We start from the raw sequence: 20,201 nt of genomic DNA, 5'->3' as shown, positions 1-20,201 counted from the left end.
CTCTAGTTCCTCAACCGTTTCCTGGATTTGTACCTGAAGTTTGTTCGCCATATTGGATTTCCTCTACTTTTACCCTAGATTTTAGTGTACCTTCATAGTGAATTGGTATAATCTATTAGCAAAATAAAAGGAATCGTGGCAAAGGACGACTTCAAATAATATATAAGTTAACAATTCGGCGGCTCGGGGTCAGGAAGTCGATCTGTAGCATCATTTTGGGAATCCAAAGGTGAGATAAATGAAAATAATTAAGCAAACAGCAACTGAATTAAGAATTCAGACTCAAAGCATATTTGATTTTTGGCTCCCTAGTTGTTTATTAATGACATTGGGACTGATATCGCTGATTTTTGACTATCATGGAGCAACCCTGAGCTGCCAGCGATTGCAGGCCAAACAAGGAAATTGCCAGATTGTGCGATCGAATTTACTGGGGTCGAACATCAAAGAAATTCAGCTTACTTCTTTGCGGGGAGCTAAAGTTCAAAGATGTGGCTATAAAAGCAGAGTTGTACTTTTGACTTCTGTTGGCAATGTTCCTTTCACTGCTAACTCCACTAACTGGGGGAACCAAGACGCTGTTGCTTCTGACATCAATTTTTTTGTAAAAAATGCAAAGCATCGATTGCTGCGCTTAAGCCAAGACGATCGCTGGTTGGGATGGACAGGAGGCATATTTTTGCTCGCAGCACTCGCAGCGATCGTGTTGAGAAAGAATGAAACCTACAGCTTCGATGGAACTTTAAACACCTTGACTGTTAAACAGCGGGGTTTGTTGGCACGTAAAGTAATTCAATACTCTCTGTGCGAGATTTATGCCGTGGAAGTCGATCGAACAAAAGATCGGGATCATGACATTTGGTACGAAGTCAGACTGTTAGCTTGTGGAGGCTCTCGCATCTCCCTACCCCGCACGATGAACCCATACCAGCAAGCAAAAATCGCTAAAGCGATTAACAACTATCTGCACCAGCAAAATAACCAAAAATAGCCGAAGGCGATCGACCCGATTTCTCAAGGTTGCGGACTTACGCAGAAACCGGGTTTTTCACCAGAATCTCTGGTATAGCGCCATCGCTCCTGTTATAAAAACCCGGTTTCTTTGGTATCGACAGCGCAAGTCCCGATGCGGGTGGAAACTTATCATAGAAAAAGCGAACAATTGTTCACTTTTTTGGTTCTTTCAACTTCCAACCTGGTTTGACAACTTGCCGAGAACGGGCAATTACTAAACAGTCATTCGGCACATCTTCCGTCACCACAGAACCCGCCGCTACAGTAACATCTTGCCCCAAAGTTATCGGTGCAACAAGCACGCTGTTGGAACCTATTTTAGTTTGATTGCCTATTTGAGTTTTGTGCTTATTTTTTCCATCGTAATTTGCCGTAATTGTCCCAGCACCAATGTTGACTTTTTCTCCCAAAGTCGCGTCGCCTAAATAAGACAAGTGAGCGACATTACTTCGATCGCCGATTTGAGTATTTTTCAATTCTACAAAATTGCCGACGCGGCAGTTCGCCCCAATTTCTGCGTGTCCCCGCAAGTGTGCGTAAGGGCCAATTCGCGAATTTTCCGCCACAATACTGTCAGAAACCACCGAATAAAGCACAGTCACATTTTCCCCAATTTGACTGTTTTCGATCAAACTGCCGGGGCCGATGCGACTCCCAGAGGCGATGGAAGTTTTTCCCCGCAAGTGAGTTTGCGGTTCAATTACCACATCCGGCTGCAACTCTACAGTATCGTCGATCGTAATGCTGTTGGGATCGAGCAGCGTCACTCCCGCTGTCATCCACTTGTCCTTTACCCGCGTTTGCAAAATATCGCAAGCTGTGGCTAAATGTTTGCGATCGTTAATTCCCAATATTTCTTGATAATCTTCGACATCCACCGCCATCACCGGACTGAGGAAATTTATCGTATCAGTTAGGTAATATTCTTTTTGGTCATTGTCTGCCTTCAATTCTGGCAAAATTTTCTCTAGATCCGGCCAGTGAAAGCAGTAAACACCTGCATTAATTCGGTGGTTTTGCTTTTGAGCTTGTGTGCAGTCGCGGTCTTCGACAATTTGCTCGACTAAATTTTGACTGTCGGTAAATACTCGCCCGTACCCTTGAGGATTCGGCAAATTAGCTGTCAATAAAGTAGCAGAGTTTTGGTGCTGTTTGTGAACAGCAATCAATTGTTTGATCGTTTCTGCCCTCAGCAAAGGTACATCCCCATTTAAAACCAGCAAATCTCCTTGAAATCCCTCTAAGTGAGGCAGCAATTGTTGGATGGCGTGACCTGTTCCCAATTGTTCGGTTTGTTCGACAAATTCTAAGGGAGGAAGTTGAGGATTCTCCGGTATTTCTTTACCATCTATCAAAGCTTCTTTCACGAGTTCGGCTCGATAACCGACGATGACAATTCGCCGGGAAATTTGAATTTCTTGACAACTTTGGAGGACTCGCTCAACTAGCGTTCGACCGCCCAATTCGTGTAGAACTTTGGGCAAGTCAGATTTCATGCGCGTGCCGCGTCCAGCAGCTAAAATTGCTATTGCTACCATTGTGCGATCGACTTTTTTGCTATAAAAACTTGAATATTGACTAACTGATGATATCACTCGCTGTCCGTCGATGGCACTGCGATCGCACAATTTTTTAATCTCAAATCTCGAATCCGCGCGATCGAGGCTTTTTCTAGCCGGATGTCGGTTTTAGGGGCGATGCTTGCGGTTCGACTTAACGCCGTTGCGCTATCTGGAGTTGCGCCGCCGGTATCAATTACCAGGTTAAAGCAGCGGTATTTGGCGGCAGGGCGGGAGGACTGAAGCCCTCACTACAAACTTGAGTTCGTTTCCTAGTAAGGAATGTAAATCTTTTCCGAAGGGATGGGAGGGGGAGCGAAAGTGATAATTTCCATCTTTGGGCTGGGATTTGCCGCGATACATTATACTATTTGTTGAATTTCAGTTAGGGTGTTTTCAACTTTAAAAAAACTATTTCTGACTTTTTCATTCCTTCTGCCTTCTACCTTCTGCATTATCAGGTGTCCAGCTATGACAGAGCTTAATTTTCAGGAACTTGCCAAGCAGGGAAATCTCGCCACTGCGATCGCATCTTGGCTCAACAGCCAGTTGCAATCTGAAGGCATAACAGCCTCCGCGAATCTCGACGGCGACTGTTTGGATGTAATTCTTGAGGCCGAGCAGGTACCGATAGAAGATACGTTAGTTGATTTTGTCCGCACCGAGCTGACGAATTTGCAGCCGGATTCGATTCGCAAAGTGAAGGTTGAGGGCCGAGAAAGCGGTCAGATAGCTGCTGCTTGGAGTCAAGAGTTTAGTTTGGAAAACAGCAACTTTGAAGGACACAGCTTTGGGGAAGAATCGGCGCCAAATACTGGGGTTGCTAATATAGAGGATCGCATAGAGATGGAAAGCAATATTGAAGAGGAGAAACCGCCGGAACTTGCTGCATTTGAGAACCGGCTGCGATCGACTTTCATTGTAGTTGGGCTGGTGACGGGTATGTTGGCGATCGCCGTGGTGGCGTTTGTCGGTAAAATCTTGAACCAGCCTGCTGCAACTGCGGGGAATAATCTCGATGAAACAGCAGATTTAGCAACTGCACCAGATACTTTTCGAGAAGCCGTTAACAGCGCACTCCAAGCAGCAGAATTGGGGCGATCGGCAAAAACCAAAGAAGATTGGACGACAGTTACCGATCGCTGGCAAGAAGCGGTTTCATTAATGAGAAGAGTACCGGTGTCTAGCCCCAACCATCAACTAGCTCAAGCAAAAGTGATCGAGTATCAGAAATATCTGCTTTACGCTCAAGAAGCAGCAGTAAATCCCCCTCCGCCAACTCCAACTCCGGCACCAGCCGAAAAAGCACCTTCGGATAAAGCAACTCCTAAAAAATCAAATTCGCCAAAAGAAACTTCGGATAAAGCAACTCCTAAAAAATCAAATTCTGAAAAAAGAGCTTCCGAGAAAGCAACTTCTAAGAAATCTCCTCCCGATCAAGCAGAACCCGAGAAAAAAGCTCCTTCCCGATAGATGTTAAAACAGAGATTTGAAGAATTATGACTGACAACACTTTAATCGTTTCTCCGGAATGGTTAGCCACCAATACCGACAATCCGCAAGTTGTAATTATTGACTGTCGGTTTGCCCTCGCCGACCCAGAATTGGGACAAAAACAATATCAAGAAGGTCACCTTCCCGGAGCTTTCTATTTAGATTTAAACCGCGACCTCGCGAGTTCAGTTGGCAAACACGGCGGCAGACATCCGCTGCCAAATATTGAAAAATTAGCTGAGAAATTGAGCACGATCGGCATTAATTCAGCAGAAACTTTAGTCGTCGCTTATGACGATTCGCGGCTGGCTTTTGCGGCTCGTTTGTGGTGGCTGCTGCGATATATGGGACACAGCAAAGTAGCTTTGTTAGACGGCGGTTTCAGCGCCTGGAAAGCGGCGGGCTATCCGGTAACAAATATTTTGCCAGAACCCCGCGAGGGTAACTTTGTTGCCCACTTGCAGCAGGATTTGGCGGTAGATATTGAGGCGGTGAAAGAGCGCAAAGACTTGCCGGGAAAAGTTTTGGTTGATTCGCGAGAAAGCGAGAGATATGAAGGTTTGCGGGAGCCGATCGACCCCATTGCAGGTCACATTCCGGGTGCGGTTAACTATCCTTGGCAAGGGGTGACCGATGAAACTGGAAAAGTGCGATCGACCTCCGAACAAAAACATCGGTGGGCGGAATTAGAAAAAGCGGAAGAAATCATCGTTTATTGCGGTTCCGGGGTGACCGCTTGCGTTAATTTACTGTCTTTAGAAATCGCCGGAATTCCAGATGCTAAACTTTATGTCGGTAGCTGGAGCGACTGGTGTTCTTATATTAATTCTGAAAATTAGCATCTGTAGGGACACGGCAATGCCGTATCCCTACTTTTAATAATTGGTATAAGATTGATGATTATAGGAAATCAAAGAATACCCTAAAAATCAAAATAAATATAAGGCAAACCGCCTTCGGGAGCCAACACCCAAACCGCATACAAACAAAGCGGTACTAACACCAATTTCATCGGCCAATTTAACTCCAATTTCAAACCCCGGCTCAACGCATAATTCCCCAGCATCGCCACAGCCAAAGCCGCCAACATCCAAGTTAAATGCACTCTTTCCAAACCCAAAGCTTCCACATAAACTTTATCTGCAAACTGCACGTCAGCAGTGTGTCCCCACAAATGCGAAATCGCCCATCCAGAATCCTTTAAATCGGGAAGGCGGAAAAATATCCAACTACCAAAAACCATTGCCTGAGTCAACAGCCAACCGATCGCAATCCCGATCGGATTTTCCCACAAAAACTCAATCCGCAACCGCTTAAACAGCACATCAGTCAGCCGGTGAACCGCCAAAGCCAAACCGTGCAAACCTCCCCACACAATAAATCCCCAAGCCGCCCCGTGCCAAATTCCCGCAATTAACATGACGAGGGACAAATTCAGACAAGTGCGCCACAAACCGACTCGCGAACCCCCCAAAGGAAAATACAAATAATTGCGCAACCAATCGCCTAAAGTCATGTGCCAGCGCCGCCAAAAATCAGCTATGCTGGCACTAAAATAAGGGAAATCAAAATTGGGTGGCAAATACCAACCCAGCAGCAAAGCTGTACCGCGCGCCATGTCAACATAGCCGCTAAAATCGAGATAAAGTTGCAGCCCGTAAGCAAAAATCGCCAGCCACAAATCCTCGCTACCCGCCCGCTGCAAATTGGTAAAACTTAAATCGACATAAATTCCCAAGTTATCTGCGAAAAGACCTTTTTTTACTGCACCGAAGGCGATCGTCCAAAGTGCCTCAGAAAGGCGATCGGGCGTCGGAAATTTCTGGGTTTTCAGTTGATTTATCAAGTTGTGATACCGAGTAATCGGGCCGGAAATAAGTTTCGCAAAAAACAACTTGTAAGCAGCAAAGTGCAGCAGGGAAGTAGCAGCCGGTGCGCCTCGGTACACGTCAATCAAATAAGCAATGCACTCAAAACAAAAGAAACTCAATCCCAGGGGTGCGATGACGTGACTTTTTACCCAGTCAGCACCGTCGAGAGCAAAAGGCCAATTTAACAAAGTGCCGATCGAACTCAATAAAAAAGGCACATACTTAAAGCCCAGAAGCAGCAAAACATTCAGGCAAATTCCTATCCACAGCAGCCACAAACGGCGGCGGTTCCAAGATTCATTAGCAATGCGCCAATCCAGAGGTTCTCCAATCGCCATCGCCAAGCAGTAATTAAACAGAATGCCGGCTAACAGCAGAGGAATATACCAAATTTGCAGCGAAGCGTAAAAAATCAGACTACCGACCAGCATGATGAACAGCCGCCCCCACCGTACCGGAACCAACCAGTAAGCTGCAAATAAAACTAGCAGAAACAGGGCATATTGAAGGGAGATGAAAGTCATAGCATTTTAGATTTTAGATTTTAGATTTTAGATTTTAGATTTGGGAATGGCTTACTCTGTAAGGGTTTGGATCTTGCTTAGAGTTGCATTATTTTTTTAAACAGGTGTCATTTTTCACTAATAAATAAGCTCGGATATTCGATCGAGACATGGCCCCGTACCCAATGCGTGTCAACAATCGGGCTAAAACCCTCTGTATCTCTCATTTTTACCCCAGCCTGGATACCCCTCGCCTCCGCCTTAAAAACGGGGATTTTGAAAGTCCTTCCAGTTCAACCCTTAAGAAGGGGATCTCGGTACTCGCTCAACTAGCGATATTTATCCTGGATTTTAGCGGCTGACACAAAAAAAGGCACTGCCTAAGTCCCTACTATATTGTCGGCAACTGAGAACTGCTATATTTTACAGCACGAACGTTAAATGCTGTTGCAATTTAAATAAATATTGCCTGCTGTCAAACACTACCAATTTTTAAAAGTCTTGCTACAATGCTTTATCTTATACTAATTATTAATTTTCCCAGATACCCGTAAGGAATTAGGCTTAGCCTAAGTCCTTACAGAGGCTCGCATACATCATACAATATATATATGCAGCAGTAATTTTCAGAATTATTATAAATTAACTCCTGCATTCATGCGAGCGGATTTAATTGGAGCGATCGCCTGCGGGCGGGAGGTATTCGTTTTAGAAAGCACCGCAACTGTATCGGCAGACAAATTCTCCTATTCCCAAATTTCTCAAGGTTTTGAAGTCATTACGATAGCAGGTATTTGACAAGTAGCCCGATCGCATTTCAACTCTTCCAAAACCTCAAATCCAGTCACATCAGGCATCATAATGTCGATTAAAATTGCGATCGGTTCCTCAAAAAGCAACCGATCGCAATTTTTCAGCACCGTTGGCGGCCTCGATCGCTGTACAATGAATTTGTGACCGCAAGTTTTTCAGCAAATACCGAAATACTATCTTCATCCTCCACCATCAAAACTTTTGCTGCTGAATCCGGCGCTGGCGATCGAGAATCTGCAATCGCCACCGGTATTTCATCTCCCTTACCAGCCGACATTTCCCAAGAGTTTTCTTCATCTCCAGCATAGACGATCGGCAGTTTGACCAAAAAAGTCGAACCCACTCCCGGCGAACTGGTGATTTCAATACTTCCTCCCAGAAATTCTGCCAGTTTTTTGCACAGAGACAATCCCAATCCGGTGCCTTTGACGCGCTTCTGCAAGGGATTTTCGAGTTGGACAAATTCTTCAAAAATCCGCGTTCGATCGGCTGGGGAAATGCCGATCCCCGTATCTGTTACATAAAAAATAATTGTTCCCCCGTCTCCTATTTCTGCAGCAACTTGAACTTCGCCTGCTTCGGTAAATTTGAGGGCGTTAGAAATCAGATTGCGCAAAATCTGAGAAACTTTTCCCTCGTCTGTGGTGAGGGTTGGAAGTTCCAGAGGATCTTCAAAAATCAGAGCAACATCCGAGTTTTGGGGCAGCAGAGGGCGCATCATGCCCCGCAGCGCGCTGAACAAATCTTCGACTTCAAAATCAGCCACGCGAACAGTTAGTTTTCCGGCTTCCACTTTGGCTAAATCTAACGAGTCGTTGACAAGTTCTGCGAGAGACTGGGCGGATTTGTAAATGTAATTTACTTGCTTGTCCTGTTCGGCTGAAAGTTCTCCGTCGAGGCGATGTAACAATATTTCGGAAAGGCTCATAATTGCCGTTAGCGGAGTGCGAAACTCGTGGCTCATATCGGAGAGAAAGCTGGTTTTGAGTTCGCTGGCGCGCCGGAGAGATTCGGCTTTGTCGTTCAATTCGGCGTAAAGTGCGAGGACTCCGCGATTGGTATCTTCTAGTTGTTGATTTAATTGTACGAGTTCTTCTTGACGCTGGCGGAGTTCGTCTAAAGTTCGCAGTAATTCTTGATTTTGCTGCTGAATTTCGGCATAGGGATCTTCTGGGATTTGGCGCGCTAGTTTGTCAACTAATTGATTTAGTTCGATCGTACTCAGCGCAGGCATCTGTTTGGAAAACAGCTTAATTAATTGTACACACGTTCCGCGATCGGGCCCAGAGTCGATTTTCACTTCGTCCATCAACCGTTTCGCTGCTGCTAAACCGAGTCCCGCGCCGGTTTGCGATCGAAAATTGGGGCCCAACACAGTCGCTAAATCCGCAATTCCCGGCCCGGTGTCAGAAATCCGAGTCCGAAAAATTTGGGGCGATTCCCCTTCCACAATGAATTCTACTTTGCCGCCGCCTGCATATTTGAAAGCATTGCGGGCAATTTCGGAAACTGCTGTGGCGATGCGGGTTTGTACTTGGGAATCGAATCCCAGCCCTTTAGCAATTTGGCGAGCTCTTTGGCGTACTTGTACGATGTCTTGTTCAAAGCGGACTTCCGTCGTCAGGATTGGGTAACTCACGCTGCTTCTCTCACCTTGGCTACTATAACTGTCATGTCATCGCGAGTGCGTTTGAAGTCCCGGTAGAGCACGGCTGCGATTAAAGCAGGATGTCTGGAGGCTAAACCCGGGTAGCGGTTTAAATTCCACTGCGCTGCCAAACCGTCGGAGTGCATGATGAGTAGGGACTGCTGCGACCAAGGATAGACAAATTCTGCTACTTTTCGCATCATATGTCCAACTGTGCCGTTGTAGGAAACCATGCTTCGGGTTTGGTTATCTGTGACCACTACACCGCTGATGTTGCCAATTCCGGCAAAACAAATTGTTTCTTGGGTACGATCGATTTGGGCGATCGCCGCAGCCGCTCCTCTGGTATTTTTTAAAGCAGCGTGCGCCTTCTCTAAAATTGCTTTCGGCCCCATTTTAGCGTTTTCCTCAAATACCCGCACTGCCTCCTGAGACGCTTCCTGGGCCAAATCCCCGTAGCCGAGTCCGTCTGCAACTAAAATCAGGTTTTTGTCAAGGTGATTTTCCGCAGCCCAGGAATCCCCGCAAATTTCCTCTCCTGTTTTGGGCAAGTGGACGACCCCAAATTCCAAGTAATTGCTGTTTTGGGAGGCTTCCCGGCTATTTTGGGCCGGTTCCAGCCGCATTAATAAGGCTGTCCCCAGTTTCGGTACAGAATGAATATCAAAAAAAGTAGAGAGGCGTTTAATTGCCCCCAGTCCGGTTCCCGGGGTTCCCGCTGTAGAAAAACCGTCCCGGAGACACAGCGCGACATTTGCCATTCCCTGCCCCCGGTCTAGGGCTATTATTTCAATGCTACATCCTGCCGCTGTTTTTAATGTTCGCAGCAAAAGTTCTCCTTCGCGGCCGTGTTTGACCAGGTTTTTTGCTGCTTCGGTAATAACAATTGCCACTTTACCGCGATCGGTCTCGTTAAATTCTAGTTCGGCCGCGAGGGCGACTGCGATTCGCCGCGCTTCTCCAACTTGACTTTCTTCTGTTACGGGCAGGGCTATCGCATCTCTCATTATTTTGTAGTTCTCATCTTAAGCTGGCGCGCATTGAAAAACGAAAAATTCAGCAGTCATTAGTGACCTCACAAACCCGGTTTCTTCCTAGGTTTCTCCTCACCAAACGCAAAAATCGTAGAACAGGAACCTGATTTCTAGCCCCCCATGCGTCAGTATTCAGCAGTCATTAGCGACCTCACGAACCCAGTTTCTTCCTAGATTTCTCCTCACCAAACGCAAAACTTGTAGAAACCGGGCTTCTAGCCCAATCTCCCCCACTCTCCCCCAATCTTCCTCACCGCCAGCGGACGATCACAATTTTAGTCCCCTTACCCACTTTGGAAACAATCTCAAATTCGTGCATCAAGCGCTTAGAACCACTGAGCCCCAAACCCAAACCCTGATTAGAAGTATAACCGTCAGTCATTGCCAATTCTAGGTCTGGAATTCCCGGGCCCTTGTCTTCAAATGTCAGCCGCAGCCCTTTGCGGGTACCTAATTGGAGGATTTCGAGAGTGACTGTTCCCCCTTTACCGTAGTCTACAGTATTGCGGGCGAGTTCGCTGGCTGCGGTAACGATTTTTGTTTGGTCTACTAAACCGAATCCCATCGCTATCGCCCAAGCTCGCACTTGCTGTCGGACGTGGACTATATCGGATGACGATCGGATTTCTAGTGTCTCACGTTTTGACATGGCGGCTACTGTACCAAAATAGAAGTTCTCCACAAAACATAGGACTTACGCTCATCAACTTAGTTTCTCCTTAGAAATCTTAAGTTTGTCAACAATGTATCTACAAACAAACCAGATTTCATTACTGCATATGCCTAAGTCATGGGACAATTTATCGACTGCTTGCGCTTTCTAGTCAGGAGACAAAGCCAAGGATTTTCTCAACAAAATCATGCCCTTTTCAACGCTTAAAGCTGTGCGAACTCCTGTTAGGGAAAGCCCCAATTCAACAAGGGTTATCGCCACCGCTGGCTGCATTCCGACCACAACTGTTTCAGCATCTAAAATTCGCGACATACTAGCGATATTGTTGATGATGCGACCGATAAAAGAATCTACTATTTCTAGGGAAGAGATTTCTATTAAAACACCTTTAACTCCTGTTTTGACGATGCGGTTTGTCAGGTCGTCTTGCAAAGTCATTGCTAAGCGGTCGTGCATATCTACTTGAATTGTTACTAGCAGAAATTCTCCCATTTGTAAAATCGGTATCCGTTCCATAATTTACCTATATTTGAGCTTTGAATTAAAAATTTATGCCTCCAGACAATATTTTTTATCTTTCCTCTTGAATATTTTTTATAGTTAAACCTTGGCGCTGCAAAGCGACTTTAAAAGCATCGGCTAAAGTAGCTTTTGTCAGAATATCTTGCAAGTCAACTCCCAAATGAACTATGGTTTGAGCTATTTGCGGGCGAATGCCGCTGATGATGCACTCAGTACCCATTAAACGGGCGGCGGCGACAGTTTTTAATAAATGTTGAGCGACTAAAGTGTCAACAGTCGGCACGCCTGTAATGTCTAAAATCGCAAATTCCGAGCCGGTTTCCATGATTTCCTGCAACAGAGTTTCCATGACTATTTGAGTGCGGGCGCTGTCGAGAGTTCCGATCATGGGTAATGCGAGAATTCCTTGCCAAAGTTTGACTACGGGTGTTGACAATTCGAGCATTTCTTGCTGCTGGCGTTCGATGACTTCTTCGCGAGCTTTGAGAAAGATTTCTGTCACCCACAAGCCTAGCTGGTCTAATAAACTGGTGGAAAGCCAAAGTTGTTCGACAAGTGCGTCGCGGTTTTGTGTGAGTTCGTGACAAAGCCGATCGAACAATGGCTTTTTGAAGCATAAAATGAAACTTGCTATCTCTGAGGGAGTAAAGCCTCTCTGAACGCGCGATCGCGAAACTTCTGCTAGCAGCAGCCGCATATTTTCCCATTCGGGTGTCTGGATGTCGCTCAAGTTACCGTGCCCCACTGCAATGTGGAGCAATTGCAGGAACTCTTGACACTCGGAGCGCAATTCTTTGGCTCTCATCAAGTCGTCCCGCCGCAGGCCGGTATTTTGCAGTTCTTTTAGCCAGTCTGCTAGTAGCTCTGATTTGTGTCTTTCTAGGATTTCCGCGATCGTGTTATTGCTTGTGAGTTCCATTAAAATTATCTCCTGCTTAGCAATTGGGATGAAGTTGTACGAACGATCGCACTTTAGTATTTCTTGATGGGGCAATTTCTGAGTTTAGCTCATTGTTTGCTGTTTGCGATCGATGGTTAAGTACCTAATTGCAAAATGCGTTTGACGATCGCACTGGTAGAACTCGGAACTTCTATTTTGATTAAGGAAATCTTACCGCCTCCAGCGATAACAGCCGGTGCTTCCGGCAGAGTTTCGAGTTGATAGTCGCCTCCTTTAACGTATATATCCGGCTTCAGGATATTTATCAGTTTAGTTGCTGTAATCTCGGAAAAAATTACTACGGCATCTACTGGTTTGAGGGCGGCCAAAACTTCGGCTCGCTGATTTTCCGGTACGATCGGGCGAAGTGGCAATCCCTGCTCCTGCGGTTTGATAGCTTGCACGCTGGCGTCGCTATTCAAGCCCACCACGAGCGATCGCCCCAAATTTTTTGCCGCCTGCAAATAGCGGACGTGACCAGCGTGTAGGATATCGAAGCACCCGTTAGTAAACACCATCGGACGCCAGTTGTCCGGATCGGATGCGATCGATCTTTCAAGTTCTCTCAACCTGTAAACACCAGAAATCATTGCATTCATTACCAGCAAATTTGAACAGCCATCAATTATCATACCCAAAAATGTGCTATTTTCACTTTTCCTATTGAACAATTAATCACTAAAGCTGCCAAAAATTAGTAGTTGGCGATTAGTAATTTGCAATTAGTAATTAGTGACTCTTAAGCAAGAAGGAAGAAGTAAAAATTGCCTTCGGCTTCGCGAGTGGCTAAACAGAAGGAAAAAGGAAAAAACACGTACTCGTGTATCTGTGACAGGCGTATCGTGCTGCTGGTAATTGTAGGTTAAAAAGGTTGGGAAACAATTATTTATTCCACCCCTCTCTTATATCAATTAGTATAAGACAGGGGATTTAGTTCCACTGCCTCTCGCAGGCGATCGGGTAGTGGGAGCCCTAGGGGGTGAAACCCTACGAAACGCGCTCCTGCTGTGTCTATTATTTCTGACACCGCCGCGCGAGCGAAAGCTAGTTAAAAGCACCGAACCCAAGCGTGCAGAGCTCATCTTTACGCTGCATTCGTCAGACTATAAAAGAAGCCAGCAGTTGCTTGCAGCAGTTTCTGGGCGCTATCTTGACCAAGCTTTACAGCCACCTCAGAAGCGTGCCGCCTCCTGTGCCCAACTCTGCATACCTGTGCAGAAACTCGACCCTTTGCGGTCGCAACCGCAGCCTGTGAAAACCCAGAGGAAAGTCGAGGTGGGTACCCGAAGCACCTATTTTGGTGGAAAATAGCTTAACTCGTTCAACACAATCCACTCAACTACCCCCTTGAATCTAACGGTGTAGAATTATCTCACAGGAATTATGAAAGCAAGTAATAGCCGTCAATTTTCTTCAGTAGCTGCTCGAACTCTAAAAGTAGTCGGGATTATCTTGATTCTCTCTGCTTTGCTTGACTGCATTGTTCTATCGCTGCCGGGAGAAACTTCGGACCTTCTCAATCGAGCCTGGCAGTTGGCCGCAGCAACTCAGATAGTTGACAGGGGCATTATTCCTTTGATGGGTATCGCCCTGCTGATGACTGGCTTTTGGGTTGACAGCAGCAGTGGAGTCTCTATTGAGCGACGCAAGGTTTGGCTGGACTTGCGATTCTGGGCGCTGTTGATTTCCAGCTTGTTAGGTCTAGTTTACCTATTTCTGGTTCCCGTTCACCTCAACAATACTCGTTTGGAACTCAAAGATGCTCTGGTTCAAGTCGATCGAGAAGCGGGACAAGCGGAAGGTCAACTTGAGGCGCAAATTAAAAGCGATCAGTTTAAAGCTCAGGTAGAACAGCTCAAAAGCCAGCGGCGCACCCAGATAGCCGCGCTGCTGCAAGACGACGGGAAGCTGCAACAAGCCCTCCAGAGCTCAGATGTTCCCCAGGAATTGAAAGCTGTGCTTCGGAATTCCAAAAATGACCCGAAAGCCCTCGACAACTTCCTGGAACAGCAAGCTCAAGAACTGCCCGCTCAAGCTCGCAACGAGATTCGCACCCGCAAGCAACAAAAAGAGAAAGAATTAAGAACTCGATCGAGAAATTCGAGTTTGCAGACTGGAATCAGCAGTTTGTTGTTAGCGATCGGCTACATTACTGTTGGTTGGACGGGATTGAGAAGTATGGGAATTCTGCGGTTTGGCCGCCGCAAAATTTGACTGGCGCTGGCAGGGATCGCGCTGGTCGAGACATCCCTGAGAAATAGTTTGTTTACCCAATAGTTTGCCATTACTGAAAGCTGGGAATGTTCTCAATTTATATTCTGACTTACAACGAAGAGATTGATATCGCCGCTTGCATTGAATCGGCACTGCTTTGTGACGATATCATTGTAGTTGATTCTTTCAGCACCGATCGCACCCTTGAAATTGTTCAGAACTATGCCGTGCAAACAGTGCAGCACCGCTTTGAAACTCACGGACGCCAGCGGACTTGGATGCTCCAAGAAGTCCCGTGCAAGTACGAATGGGTTTACATCCTCGAAGCTGACGAGCGGATGACGCCTGCACTGTTTGCTGAATGCTTAAAGGCGATCGAAAGTCAAGAATATATCGGTTATTACGTAGCTGAAAAAGTAATATTTATGGAGCGCTGGATTCGCCGCAGCACTCAATATCCCCGCTATCAAATGCGCCTGTTTCGCAAAGACCGAGTGTGGTTTACTGACTACGGTCATACTGAACGGGAAGTCTGCAACGGGCCTACTCACTTTTTGAAGGAAACCTACCCTCACTATACTTGCAGCAAAGGCCTTTCCCGCTGGATTGAAAAGCACAACCGCTACTCGACTGACGAGGCGGCTGAAACTCTCCGCCAATTAGAAGCCGGTCAAGTAAATTGGTGGGATTTATTGTTTGGCGCGTCGGAGGTGGAAAGGCGCCGCGCTTTGAAAGATTTTTCTTTGCGCTTGCCTTTGCGGCCTGTGGTGCGCTTTTTCTATATGTATATTTTACTCGGCGGATTTCTTGACGGCCAAGCGGGATTGGCTTGGTGCACGCTGCAAGCTTTTTATGAATATCTAATTTTGCTGAAAGTTTGGGAAATGAAGCATCTACCATTGCCAAAATTAGAGGTCGTGGCAGAACAATCTATTTCGGAAGTAGTAACCGTTGATTCGCCTAAAGTTCCTTATAATCTTGGCGCTTCCGATACTCGAAATTAAAAATTGGTAATGGATAATTGGGAATTGGTATGACATCCGTTAAATCCGAAGCAAGCGAATCCGTTGCCGAACTTCCTTGTTTCGCCACAACAAAACAGAAAAAACCCGGTTTATCCAATAAACCGGGTTTCTGAATACCCTCAAAGTTTTACGATTAAGAAAATTTTGATTGTTAACTCAAAACTCTTACCACTCAAAAATCAAAACTATTGAGAGTTAAGCATCGCCGTTTTTGCCCGATCGATCTTTAAAATCAACACACCCAAAGGCGGCAAACACAAGTCGATCGAATAAGGACTGTTGTGGAACCACCACTCATCAGTCCACTTGCCTCCCAAATTCCCCATATTGCTGCCGCCGTACTCCCGCGCGTCGCTGTTAAACAACTCCGTATAGAAACCCTGTTCCGGCACTCCTACCCGATAGTGAGAGTGGGGCTGCGGCGTAAAATTGCACACCGTCACCACAAACTCGTCCCCATCCTTCTCTCGGCGCACAAAGGCCACGACGCTGTGCCGGTTGTCGGTGCAATCAATCCACTCAAACCCATCCTCAGCAAAATCTTGACTGTAAAGTGCCGTTTCGCTGCGGTACAAATTGTTCAAATCCTTAAAAAACAGCTTCAACTTTTGGTGCGGATCGAATTGCAGCAACTGCCACTGCAAATCCCCCCAAACGTTCCACTCGTGCCACTGGCCGAACTCCATCCCCATAAAGATCGTTTTCTTTCCGGGATGAGCAAACATAAAAGTAAACAAACACCGCACGTTTGCAAACTTTTGCCATTCGTCCCCTGGCATTTTCCCTATTATATGAGCCTTGCCGTGGACTACCTCATCGTGGGACAAAGCCAGCATGAAATTCTCGCTGTGGTTGTACCACATACTGAAAGTTATGTTGTTCTGGTGGAACTGGCGGAACCACGGGTCCATGTGGAAATAGTCGAGCATATCGTGCATCCAACCCATGTTCCACTTCAGGTTGAAGCCCAAACCTCCTACATAGGTCGGCCAAGATACCATCGGCCAAGAGGTAGATTCTTCGGCGATCGACAGCGCACCCGGGAAATAGCTAAAAATGACGTGATTAGCCTGCCGCAGAAAATCTGCGGCCTCGATATTTTCCCTACCTCCGTACTGGTTGGTCAACCATTCCCCGGGTTCGCGACAGTAATCCAAATACAGCATCGAGGCCACCGCATCTACGCGAATCCCGTCGATGTGGTACTTGTCAAACCAGAACAGAGCGTTTGATACTAGGAAATTCCGCACTTCGTTGCGGCCGTAGTTAAATACTAGGGTTCCCCACTCTTTGTGTTCCCCCTTGCGGGGGTCGGCGTGTTCGTACAAGTGAGTTCCGTCAAAGAAAGCCAAACCGTGGCCGTCTTTGGGGAAATGTCCCGGCACCCAGTCCACCAGTACGCCAATGCCGTTGGCGTGGCACTGGTCAACAAAATACATGAAATCTTCAGGTTTGCCGTACCGGGAAGTTGGGGCGAAATAACCGGTTACTTGATAGCCCCAAGAACCGTCGAAAGGATGTTCGGCGATGGGCAGCATTTCGATATGAGTGAATCCCAAATCTTTGACGTAGGGTATCAGCCGATCGGCTAATTCCCGGTAAGTCAGAAAGCGTGCCCCGGGATTGAGTTCCGAAACCTGCACGGCGGGTGCTATTTCCCCATTGGGTAGCACGGCGGGTTCGTCAGTAGCAGCGTGCAGCCAAGAACCGATGTGGCATTCGTAAACCGAAACCGGCTGGGTAAGTTGGTCTGTGTGCCGCCGCTGTTCGATCCAAGCGCTGTCGTGCCAAGTGTAGGTGCTTAAGTCGGTGACAATTGATGCTGTTTTCGGCCGCACTTCTTGCTGGAAACCGTAAGGATCGGACTTTTCGTAGGGATGTCCGTCTTGGTTTTTCACTTCGTATTTGTAAGAAGTTCCCACTTCTAGTCCCGGAATAAATAATTCCCAGATCCCGTTTTGCGATTTCCGCATTTGATGTTTGCGGCCGTCCCAATAGTTGAAATCTCCTAAAACAGAGACATTGCGAGCATTCGGAGCCCAAACGGCAAAATATACTCCTGTGATGCCGCCTACTTCGGTGAGGTGCGCCCCGAGTTTTTCGTAAATTCGGTGGTGGTTGCCTTCTGAGAATAAGTGAAGGTCAAATTCTGTGAGTTTGGGCGATCGAAATGCGTAGGGATCGTAGATAAAGCGATCGTGTTCTCCTTCTTTGACCCGCAGTTGATAGTTTGCTAGTTCTGGGGTTTCGATCGTACATTCAAAAAAGTGAGGGTGATGCTCTGATTTCATCGGGTATTCGGCCCTGGCCTCCGGCAGAACTACCGATACCGCATCCGCATTCGGCAGATAAGCTCGGACGGCCCAGACTTTTTTGCCATTTTCTTCGATCGCGTGCGGGCCTAGCACTTCAAATGGATCGTGGTGCTGATTCCAAACAATCCGGTCAATCTGTTCAAAGGGGACGGTCGCGGGCATAAAACTACTTACCTCTATCTTTTGACTAAATGGCTTTCAAGACCTAGAGCGGCGCTGAACTTTACATTTCGATACATTTTTGATCGCTAATCGTACCACTGATTAGCATGATTTTGCCTGCGGCCCAGCTAGGGTTTTACTGCTAACTTCTAAGTATAGAAATATTAAAACAAATTGAAAAATTTATATTCTCTCCCAAATACCCTTGACTTTTTATAAACTATGTGATAATGAATATTTTTCATACTCTTGTCGATTTGCGACTGCCGGAGGGTCAAGGAGAGTAAGTGTTGGGGAGCAGCTAATCATTTATCTGAAATTTTCAGGCAGGGACGATCGCCCGGTAGACTTTCACATCCCGGAGGCTCGGTTTCCCCACAAAGTGCGTGAATTTGGGGAATGCGAGAAACAGCCAAGGATGCTCAACTCGGTATTGAGGAATCAAAGCTAAAGGACTCAGCAGGGCGGCAGCAGGAATATCTGCCACGCTCAAGGAATCTCCTACCAGATAGACACAATCCTGCCAGCTACGGTCAATCAATCTCAAGCAGAACTCAGGCGCAACGGGAGCGAGTTTTGCCCAGGAAGGCTTAATGCCGAACTGGGGGCGCGCCAATTAAATCACTAACTGGCTCAAAACAGACGGGTCGATTTTCTTGCCCGCACCAGCGCGAAACTCGTAGTAAACAAATCGAGTAGCAATGCCGATGCTTTCATCGAGCCAGTCTTCGATCGTCCCAGCCTCAGCTTGCTTTACTCTCGTCTGCAGGCAACAGTGGCGGGGAAGGAAAGCGAGACTCGATCGAGTGCAAAATTTGCGTCGAATCTGCGATCGCCTCCGGTTGACCCTTGAGTTGAGGCAGCAGCACTGGCACTGTCCTAAAACCTCCCGTTACAGGCTTGAGTTTCCAAACCAGCAGGCCGGGAGTCAAATTTTCAACTTCAAAGGCAATTTCCTTGTAACCCAGCGCTAAGCGGACTTTGCGGCTTTAAGAGGACGTACTGAACTTTAGTAAAAGCCTCAGACTACAACTAACACCCAACTTGAGACCTAGACCTCTGAGATGAAAAAATGCGAGGAGCGAACGATTTTTCACTTGGAGGCTAGGCTCTTTGGGCAAACACTATCGGATCGCCCTAGTTAGGGAGACTTTTTAGGAGAAGGGGCAGGGGTAGTAGTTGCACCAGCCCCTGGAGTGGCTTTTGGAGATGCAGAAGAAGCAGGGGGAGTAGTAGTAGTGCCAGTGCTGCCAGGGCCGCCCGGAGAGGGGCTAGGGCTGGGGCTGGGGCCGGTATCTCCTCCGCAGGCGCCGAGGGTTACTGCCAAGCCCACTACCAAAGTCAAACGAATTAATCCCTTGTTCATAAAAACTCCTTAACATTGAAAACCCATCGCAAGGAAGGGAATAGTTTACTCGAGAAACAATGCTGGCACGAATAGCTCAACGATTCGCTCGTTGATTACAATACTGCATTTATTAATAAATTTCACATAGATTACCGCTATCCGGCAAAGATTTCTTTTTTTTTTGCAAATCCTGAAGTCAAAGAGACCAGTGGTAGGATGGGTTGGTTGGCTTGTGAGGTATCTTTGGTAAGGATAACCGATCGAACGCAGATGGCCACCACTGGCGATCGTCGAGACAAAAAATTCTTAACCTCAATCAAGCTGAAGCTACCCCACTTTACGTATTGGTGAACTCTATGACCGCTGCTATCAGATCCCCTGATTCTCCCCGCTCCCGATCGACCCGCAAGCCCGCTGCTGGCGCAGCCAAAAGCAAAGTTACTTCTATTGCCAAAGCTAGGCGGGCGAAGACAGGACCGGTATTGCCCAACTACTCGCCAGCCGACGAACAGGCTCAGGCTCGGCCGTCCGCATCGGTGCTGAAAGTTCTGCCAACTCGCCAGCAGCAGCCAGTGTGGTTGCGATCGCTCTTGCAGGCACAGCGCCTCTCCTCAGTGGCAGCAGTTATGCTTTTGGGCGGTGCTCTGAGTCTCTACGGCTTGACTGTTTACGGCGAGCAGCGCTGGAGTCAGGATTATCAAAAACTGGAAAGTCTGCGCCTCCAAGAACAGCAGTTGAGTGCTGCTAGCGAAGTCTTGAAACACCAACTTGCTAAAGAAGCCCAAAATCCAGAAACCGGTTTGGCTCCGCAGAGTCCTGGGGACACGATTTTCTTGCAGCCGGCCCCTGAAACCCGATCGCCCCTTGTGGCGGCACCAAACTCTGAGCCTGCTCTCAAGAATCGAGCCGGTGTGGATACACCGCTGGGCTATTAAGCTTGTGTCAAAGCGGATAGTGCCCGAGGGCCTGAGTGTCCGAGGGCCCGAGAATTTAAGGATCTAATTTCCTTTTTGGCTTGTTTTCAAGTTGCGCTCGATTTGGTTTTTCCCACCAGAAGTTAAAAATT

18 protein-coding genes and 1 pseudogene are annotated in these 20,201 nt (G+C 47.1%); 6 read left to right on the top strand and 13 right to left on the bottom strand.

Annotated elements, in window-relative coordinates; translation table 11 throughout:
* Positions 1-238: 238 nt before the first annotated feature.
* Entirely contained in the window at positions 239-991 is a 753-nt protein-coding gene (locus QUA13_RS04545) for a hypothetical protein (RefSeq protein ID WP_333186802.1), read from the top strand.
* A 175-nt stretch (positions 992-1,166) separates the two neighbouring features.
* Here QUA13_RS04545 and glmU read toward each other — a convergent pair whose 3' ends face one another.
* A complete protein-coding gene (gene glmU / locus QUA13_RS04540) occupies positions 1,167-2,552 on the bottom strand; it encodes a bifunctional UDP-N-acetylglucosamine diphosphorylase/glucosamine-1-phosphate N-acetyltransferase GlmU (RefSeq protein WP_333196974.1) in 1,386 nt (461 codons plus the stop codon).
* A 492-nt stretch (positions 2,553-3,044) separates the two neighbouring features.
* Between glmU and QUA13_RS04535 the strand changes: the two genes are divergently transcribed.
* Entirely contained in the window at positions 3,045-4,046 is a 1,002-nt protein-coding gene (locus QUA13_RS04535) for a hypothetical protein (protein ID WP_333196968.1), read from the top strand.
* A gap of 26 nt (positions 4,047-4,072) precedes the next feature.
* Positions 4,073-4,906, top strand: coding sequence for a sulfurtransferase (locus QUA13_RS04530; RefSeq protein ID WP_333196967.1), 834 nt, complete (start codon positions 4,073-4,075; stop codon positions 4,904-4,906).
* 83 nt (positions 4,907-4,989) lie between these two features.
* Here the strand turns inward: QUA13_RS04530 and QUA13_RS04525 are convergent, their stop codons facing one another.
* From QUA13_RS04525 to rfaE2, 8 genes are all read right to left on the bottom strand, one after another.
* A complete protein-coding gene (locus QUA13_RS04525) occupies positions 4,990-6,462 on the bottom strand; it encodes an MBOAT family protein (protein WP_333196964.1) in 1,473 nt (490 codons plus the stop codon).
* A gap of 740 nt (positions 6,463-7,202) precedes the next feature.
* Positions 7,203-7,361 carry a hypothetical protein gene (locus QUA13_RS04520; RefSeq protein WP_333196963.1) on the bottom strand — a complete coding sequence of 53 codons (159 nt, stop codon included), beginning with the start codon at positions 7,359-7,361 and terminating at the stop codon, positions 7,203-7,205.
* The gene (locus QUA13_RS04515; protein WP_333196962.1) at positions 7,355-8,893 is read right to left on the bottom strand and encodes an ATP-binding protein; all 1,539 of its coding nucleotides are present in this window, start codon (positions 8,891-8,893) and stop codon (positions 7,355-7,357) included. Before QUA13_RS04515 ends, QUA13_RS04520 begins: the two co-directional genes overlap by 7 nt.
* Positions 8,890-9,909, bottom strand: a complete 1,020-nt coding sequence (locus QUA13_RS04510) for an ATP-binding SpoIIE family protein phosphatase (RefSeq protein WP_333196961.1) — start codon at positions 9,907-9,909, stop codon at positions 8,890-8,892. The genes QUA13_RS04515 and QUA13_RS04510 overlap by 4 nt, the downstream gene beginning before the upstream one ends.
* Before the next feature lie 277 nt (positions 9,910-10,186).
* On the bottom strand, positions 10,187-10,585 hold the full coding sequence (locus QUA13_RS04505; protein WP_333196960.1) for an anti-sigma regulatory factor: 399 nt from the start codon (positions 10,583-10,585) through the stop codon (positions 10,187-10,189).
* Positions 10,586-10,756: 171 nt separating this feature from the next.
* Positions 10,757-11,125 carry an STAS domain-containing protein gene (locus QUA13_RS04500; protein WP_333186819.1) on the bottom strand — a complete coding sequence of 123 codons (369 nt, stop codon included), beginning with the start codon at positions 11,123-11,125 and terminating at the stop codon, positions 10,757-10,759.
* A gap of 55 nt (positions 11,126-11,180) precedes the next feature.
* Positions 11,181-12,050: an STAS domain-containing protein gene (locus tag QUA13_RS04495; RefSeq protein WP_333196959.1), complete on the bottom strand. Its 870-nt coding sequence runs from the start codon at positions 12,048-12,050 to the stop codon at positions 11,181-11,183.
* A 116-nt stretch (positions 12,051-12,166) separates the two neighbouring features.
* On the bottom strand, positions 12,167-12,661 hold the full coding sequence (gene rfaE2 / locus QUA13_RS04490; RefSeq protein WP_333196972.1) for a D-glycero-beta-D-manno-heptose 1-phosphate adenylyltransferase: 495 nt from the start codon (positions 12,659-12,661) through the stop codon (positions 12,167-12,169).
* A gap of 793 nt (positions 12,662-13,454) precedes the next feature.
* Between rfaE2 and hpsJ-B the strand changes: the two genes are divergently transcribed.
* Complete coding sequence (gene hpsJ-B, locus QUA13_RS04485; protein ID WP_333196958.1) at positions 13,455-14,285, top strand: hormogonium polysaccharide biosynthesis protein HpsJ; 831 nt, start codon at positions 13,455-13,457, stop codon at positions 14,283-14,285.
* An 86-nt stretch (positions 14,286-14,371) separates the two neighbouring features.
* The gene (locus QUA13_RS04480; protein ID WP_333186829.1) at positions 14,372-15,289 is read left to right on the top strand and encodes a glycosyltransferase family 2 protein; all 918 of its coding nucleotides are present in this window, start codon (positions 14,372-14,374) and stop codon (positions 15,287-15,289) included.
* 206 nt (positions 15,290-15,495) lie between these two features.
* On the opposite strand, the gene glgB is transcribed toward QUA13_RS04480, so the two are convergent.
* The 4 genes and pseudogenes from glgB to QUA13_RS04460 all read right to left on the bottom strand — a co-directional run bounded on the left by glgB (position 15,496) and on the right by QUA13_RS04460 (position 19,153).
* The gene (glgB, locus tag QUA13_RS04475) at positions 15,496-17,787 is read right to left on the bottom strand and encodes a 1,4-alpha-glucan branching enzyme (RefSeq protein ID WP_172185293.1); all 2,292 of its coding nucleotides are present in this window, start codon (positions 17,785-17,787) and stop codon (positions 15,496-15,498) included.
* A 322-nt stretch (positions 17,788-18,109) separates the two neighbouring features.
* Complete coding sequence (locus QUA13_RS04470; RefSeq protein ID WP_333196955.1) at positions 18,110-18,274, bottom strand: hypothetical protein; 165 nt, start codon at positions 18,272-18,274, stop codon at positions 18,110-18,112.
* A gap of 256 nt (positions 18,275-18,530) precedes the next feature.
* Positions 18,531-18,764 (bottom strand): annotated as a pseudogene (locus QUA13_RS04465) (glutathione S-transferase N-terminal domain-containing protein); the annotation flags it as partial.
* A gap of 164 nt (positions 18,765-18,928) precedes the next feature.
* Positions 18,929-19,153, bottom strand: a complete 225-nt coding sequence (locus QUA13_RS04460; protein WP_333196953.1) for a serine protease — start codon at positions 19,151-19,153, stop codon at positions 18,929-18,931.
* A 338-nt stretch (positions 19,154-19,491) separates the two neighbouring features.
* Here QUA13_RS04460 and QUA13_RS04455 point away from each other — a divergent pair, with 338 nt between their 5' ends.
* Positions 19,492-20,070, top strand: coding sequence for a hypothetical protein (locus tag QUA13_RS04455; protein ID WP_333196951.1), 579 nt, complete (start codon positions 19,492-19,494; stop codon positions 20,068-20,070).
* The last annotated feature ends 131 nt before the right edge of the window (positions 20,071-20,201 follow it).

Origin of the sequence: Microcoleus sp. S28C3, from assembly GCF_036700785.1 — a bacterium.
In the GTDB taxonomy this organism is placed as follows: Bacteria; Cyanobacteriota; Cyanobacteriia; order Cyanobacteriales; family Microcoleaceae; genus Microcoleus; species Microcoleus asticus.
The sequence above is the reverse complement of the archived record's forward strand: the minus strand, read 5'-3'. Positions and strand labels throughout refer to the sequence as shown.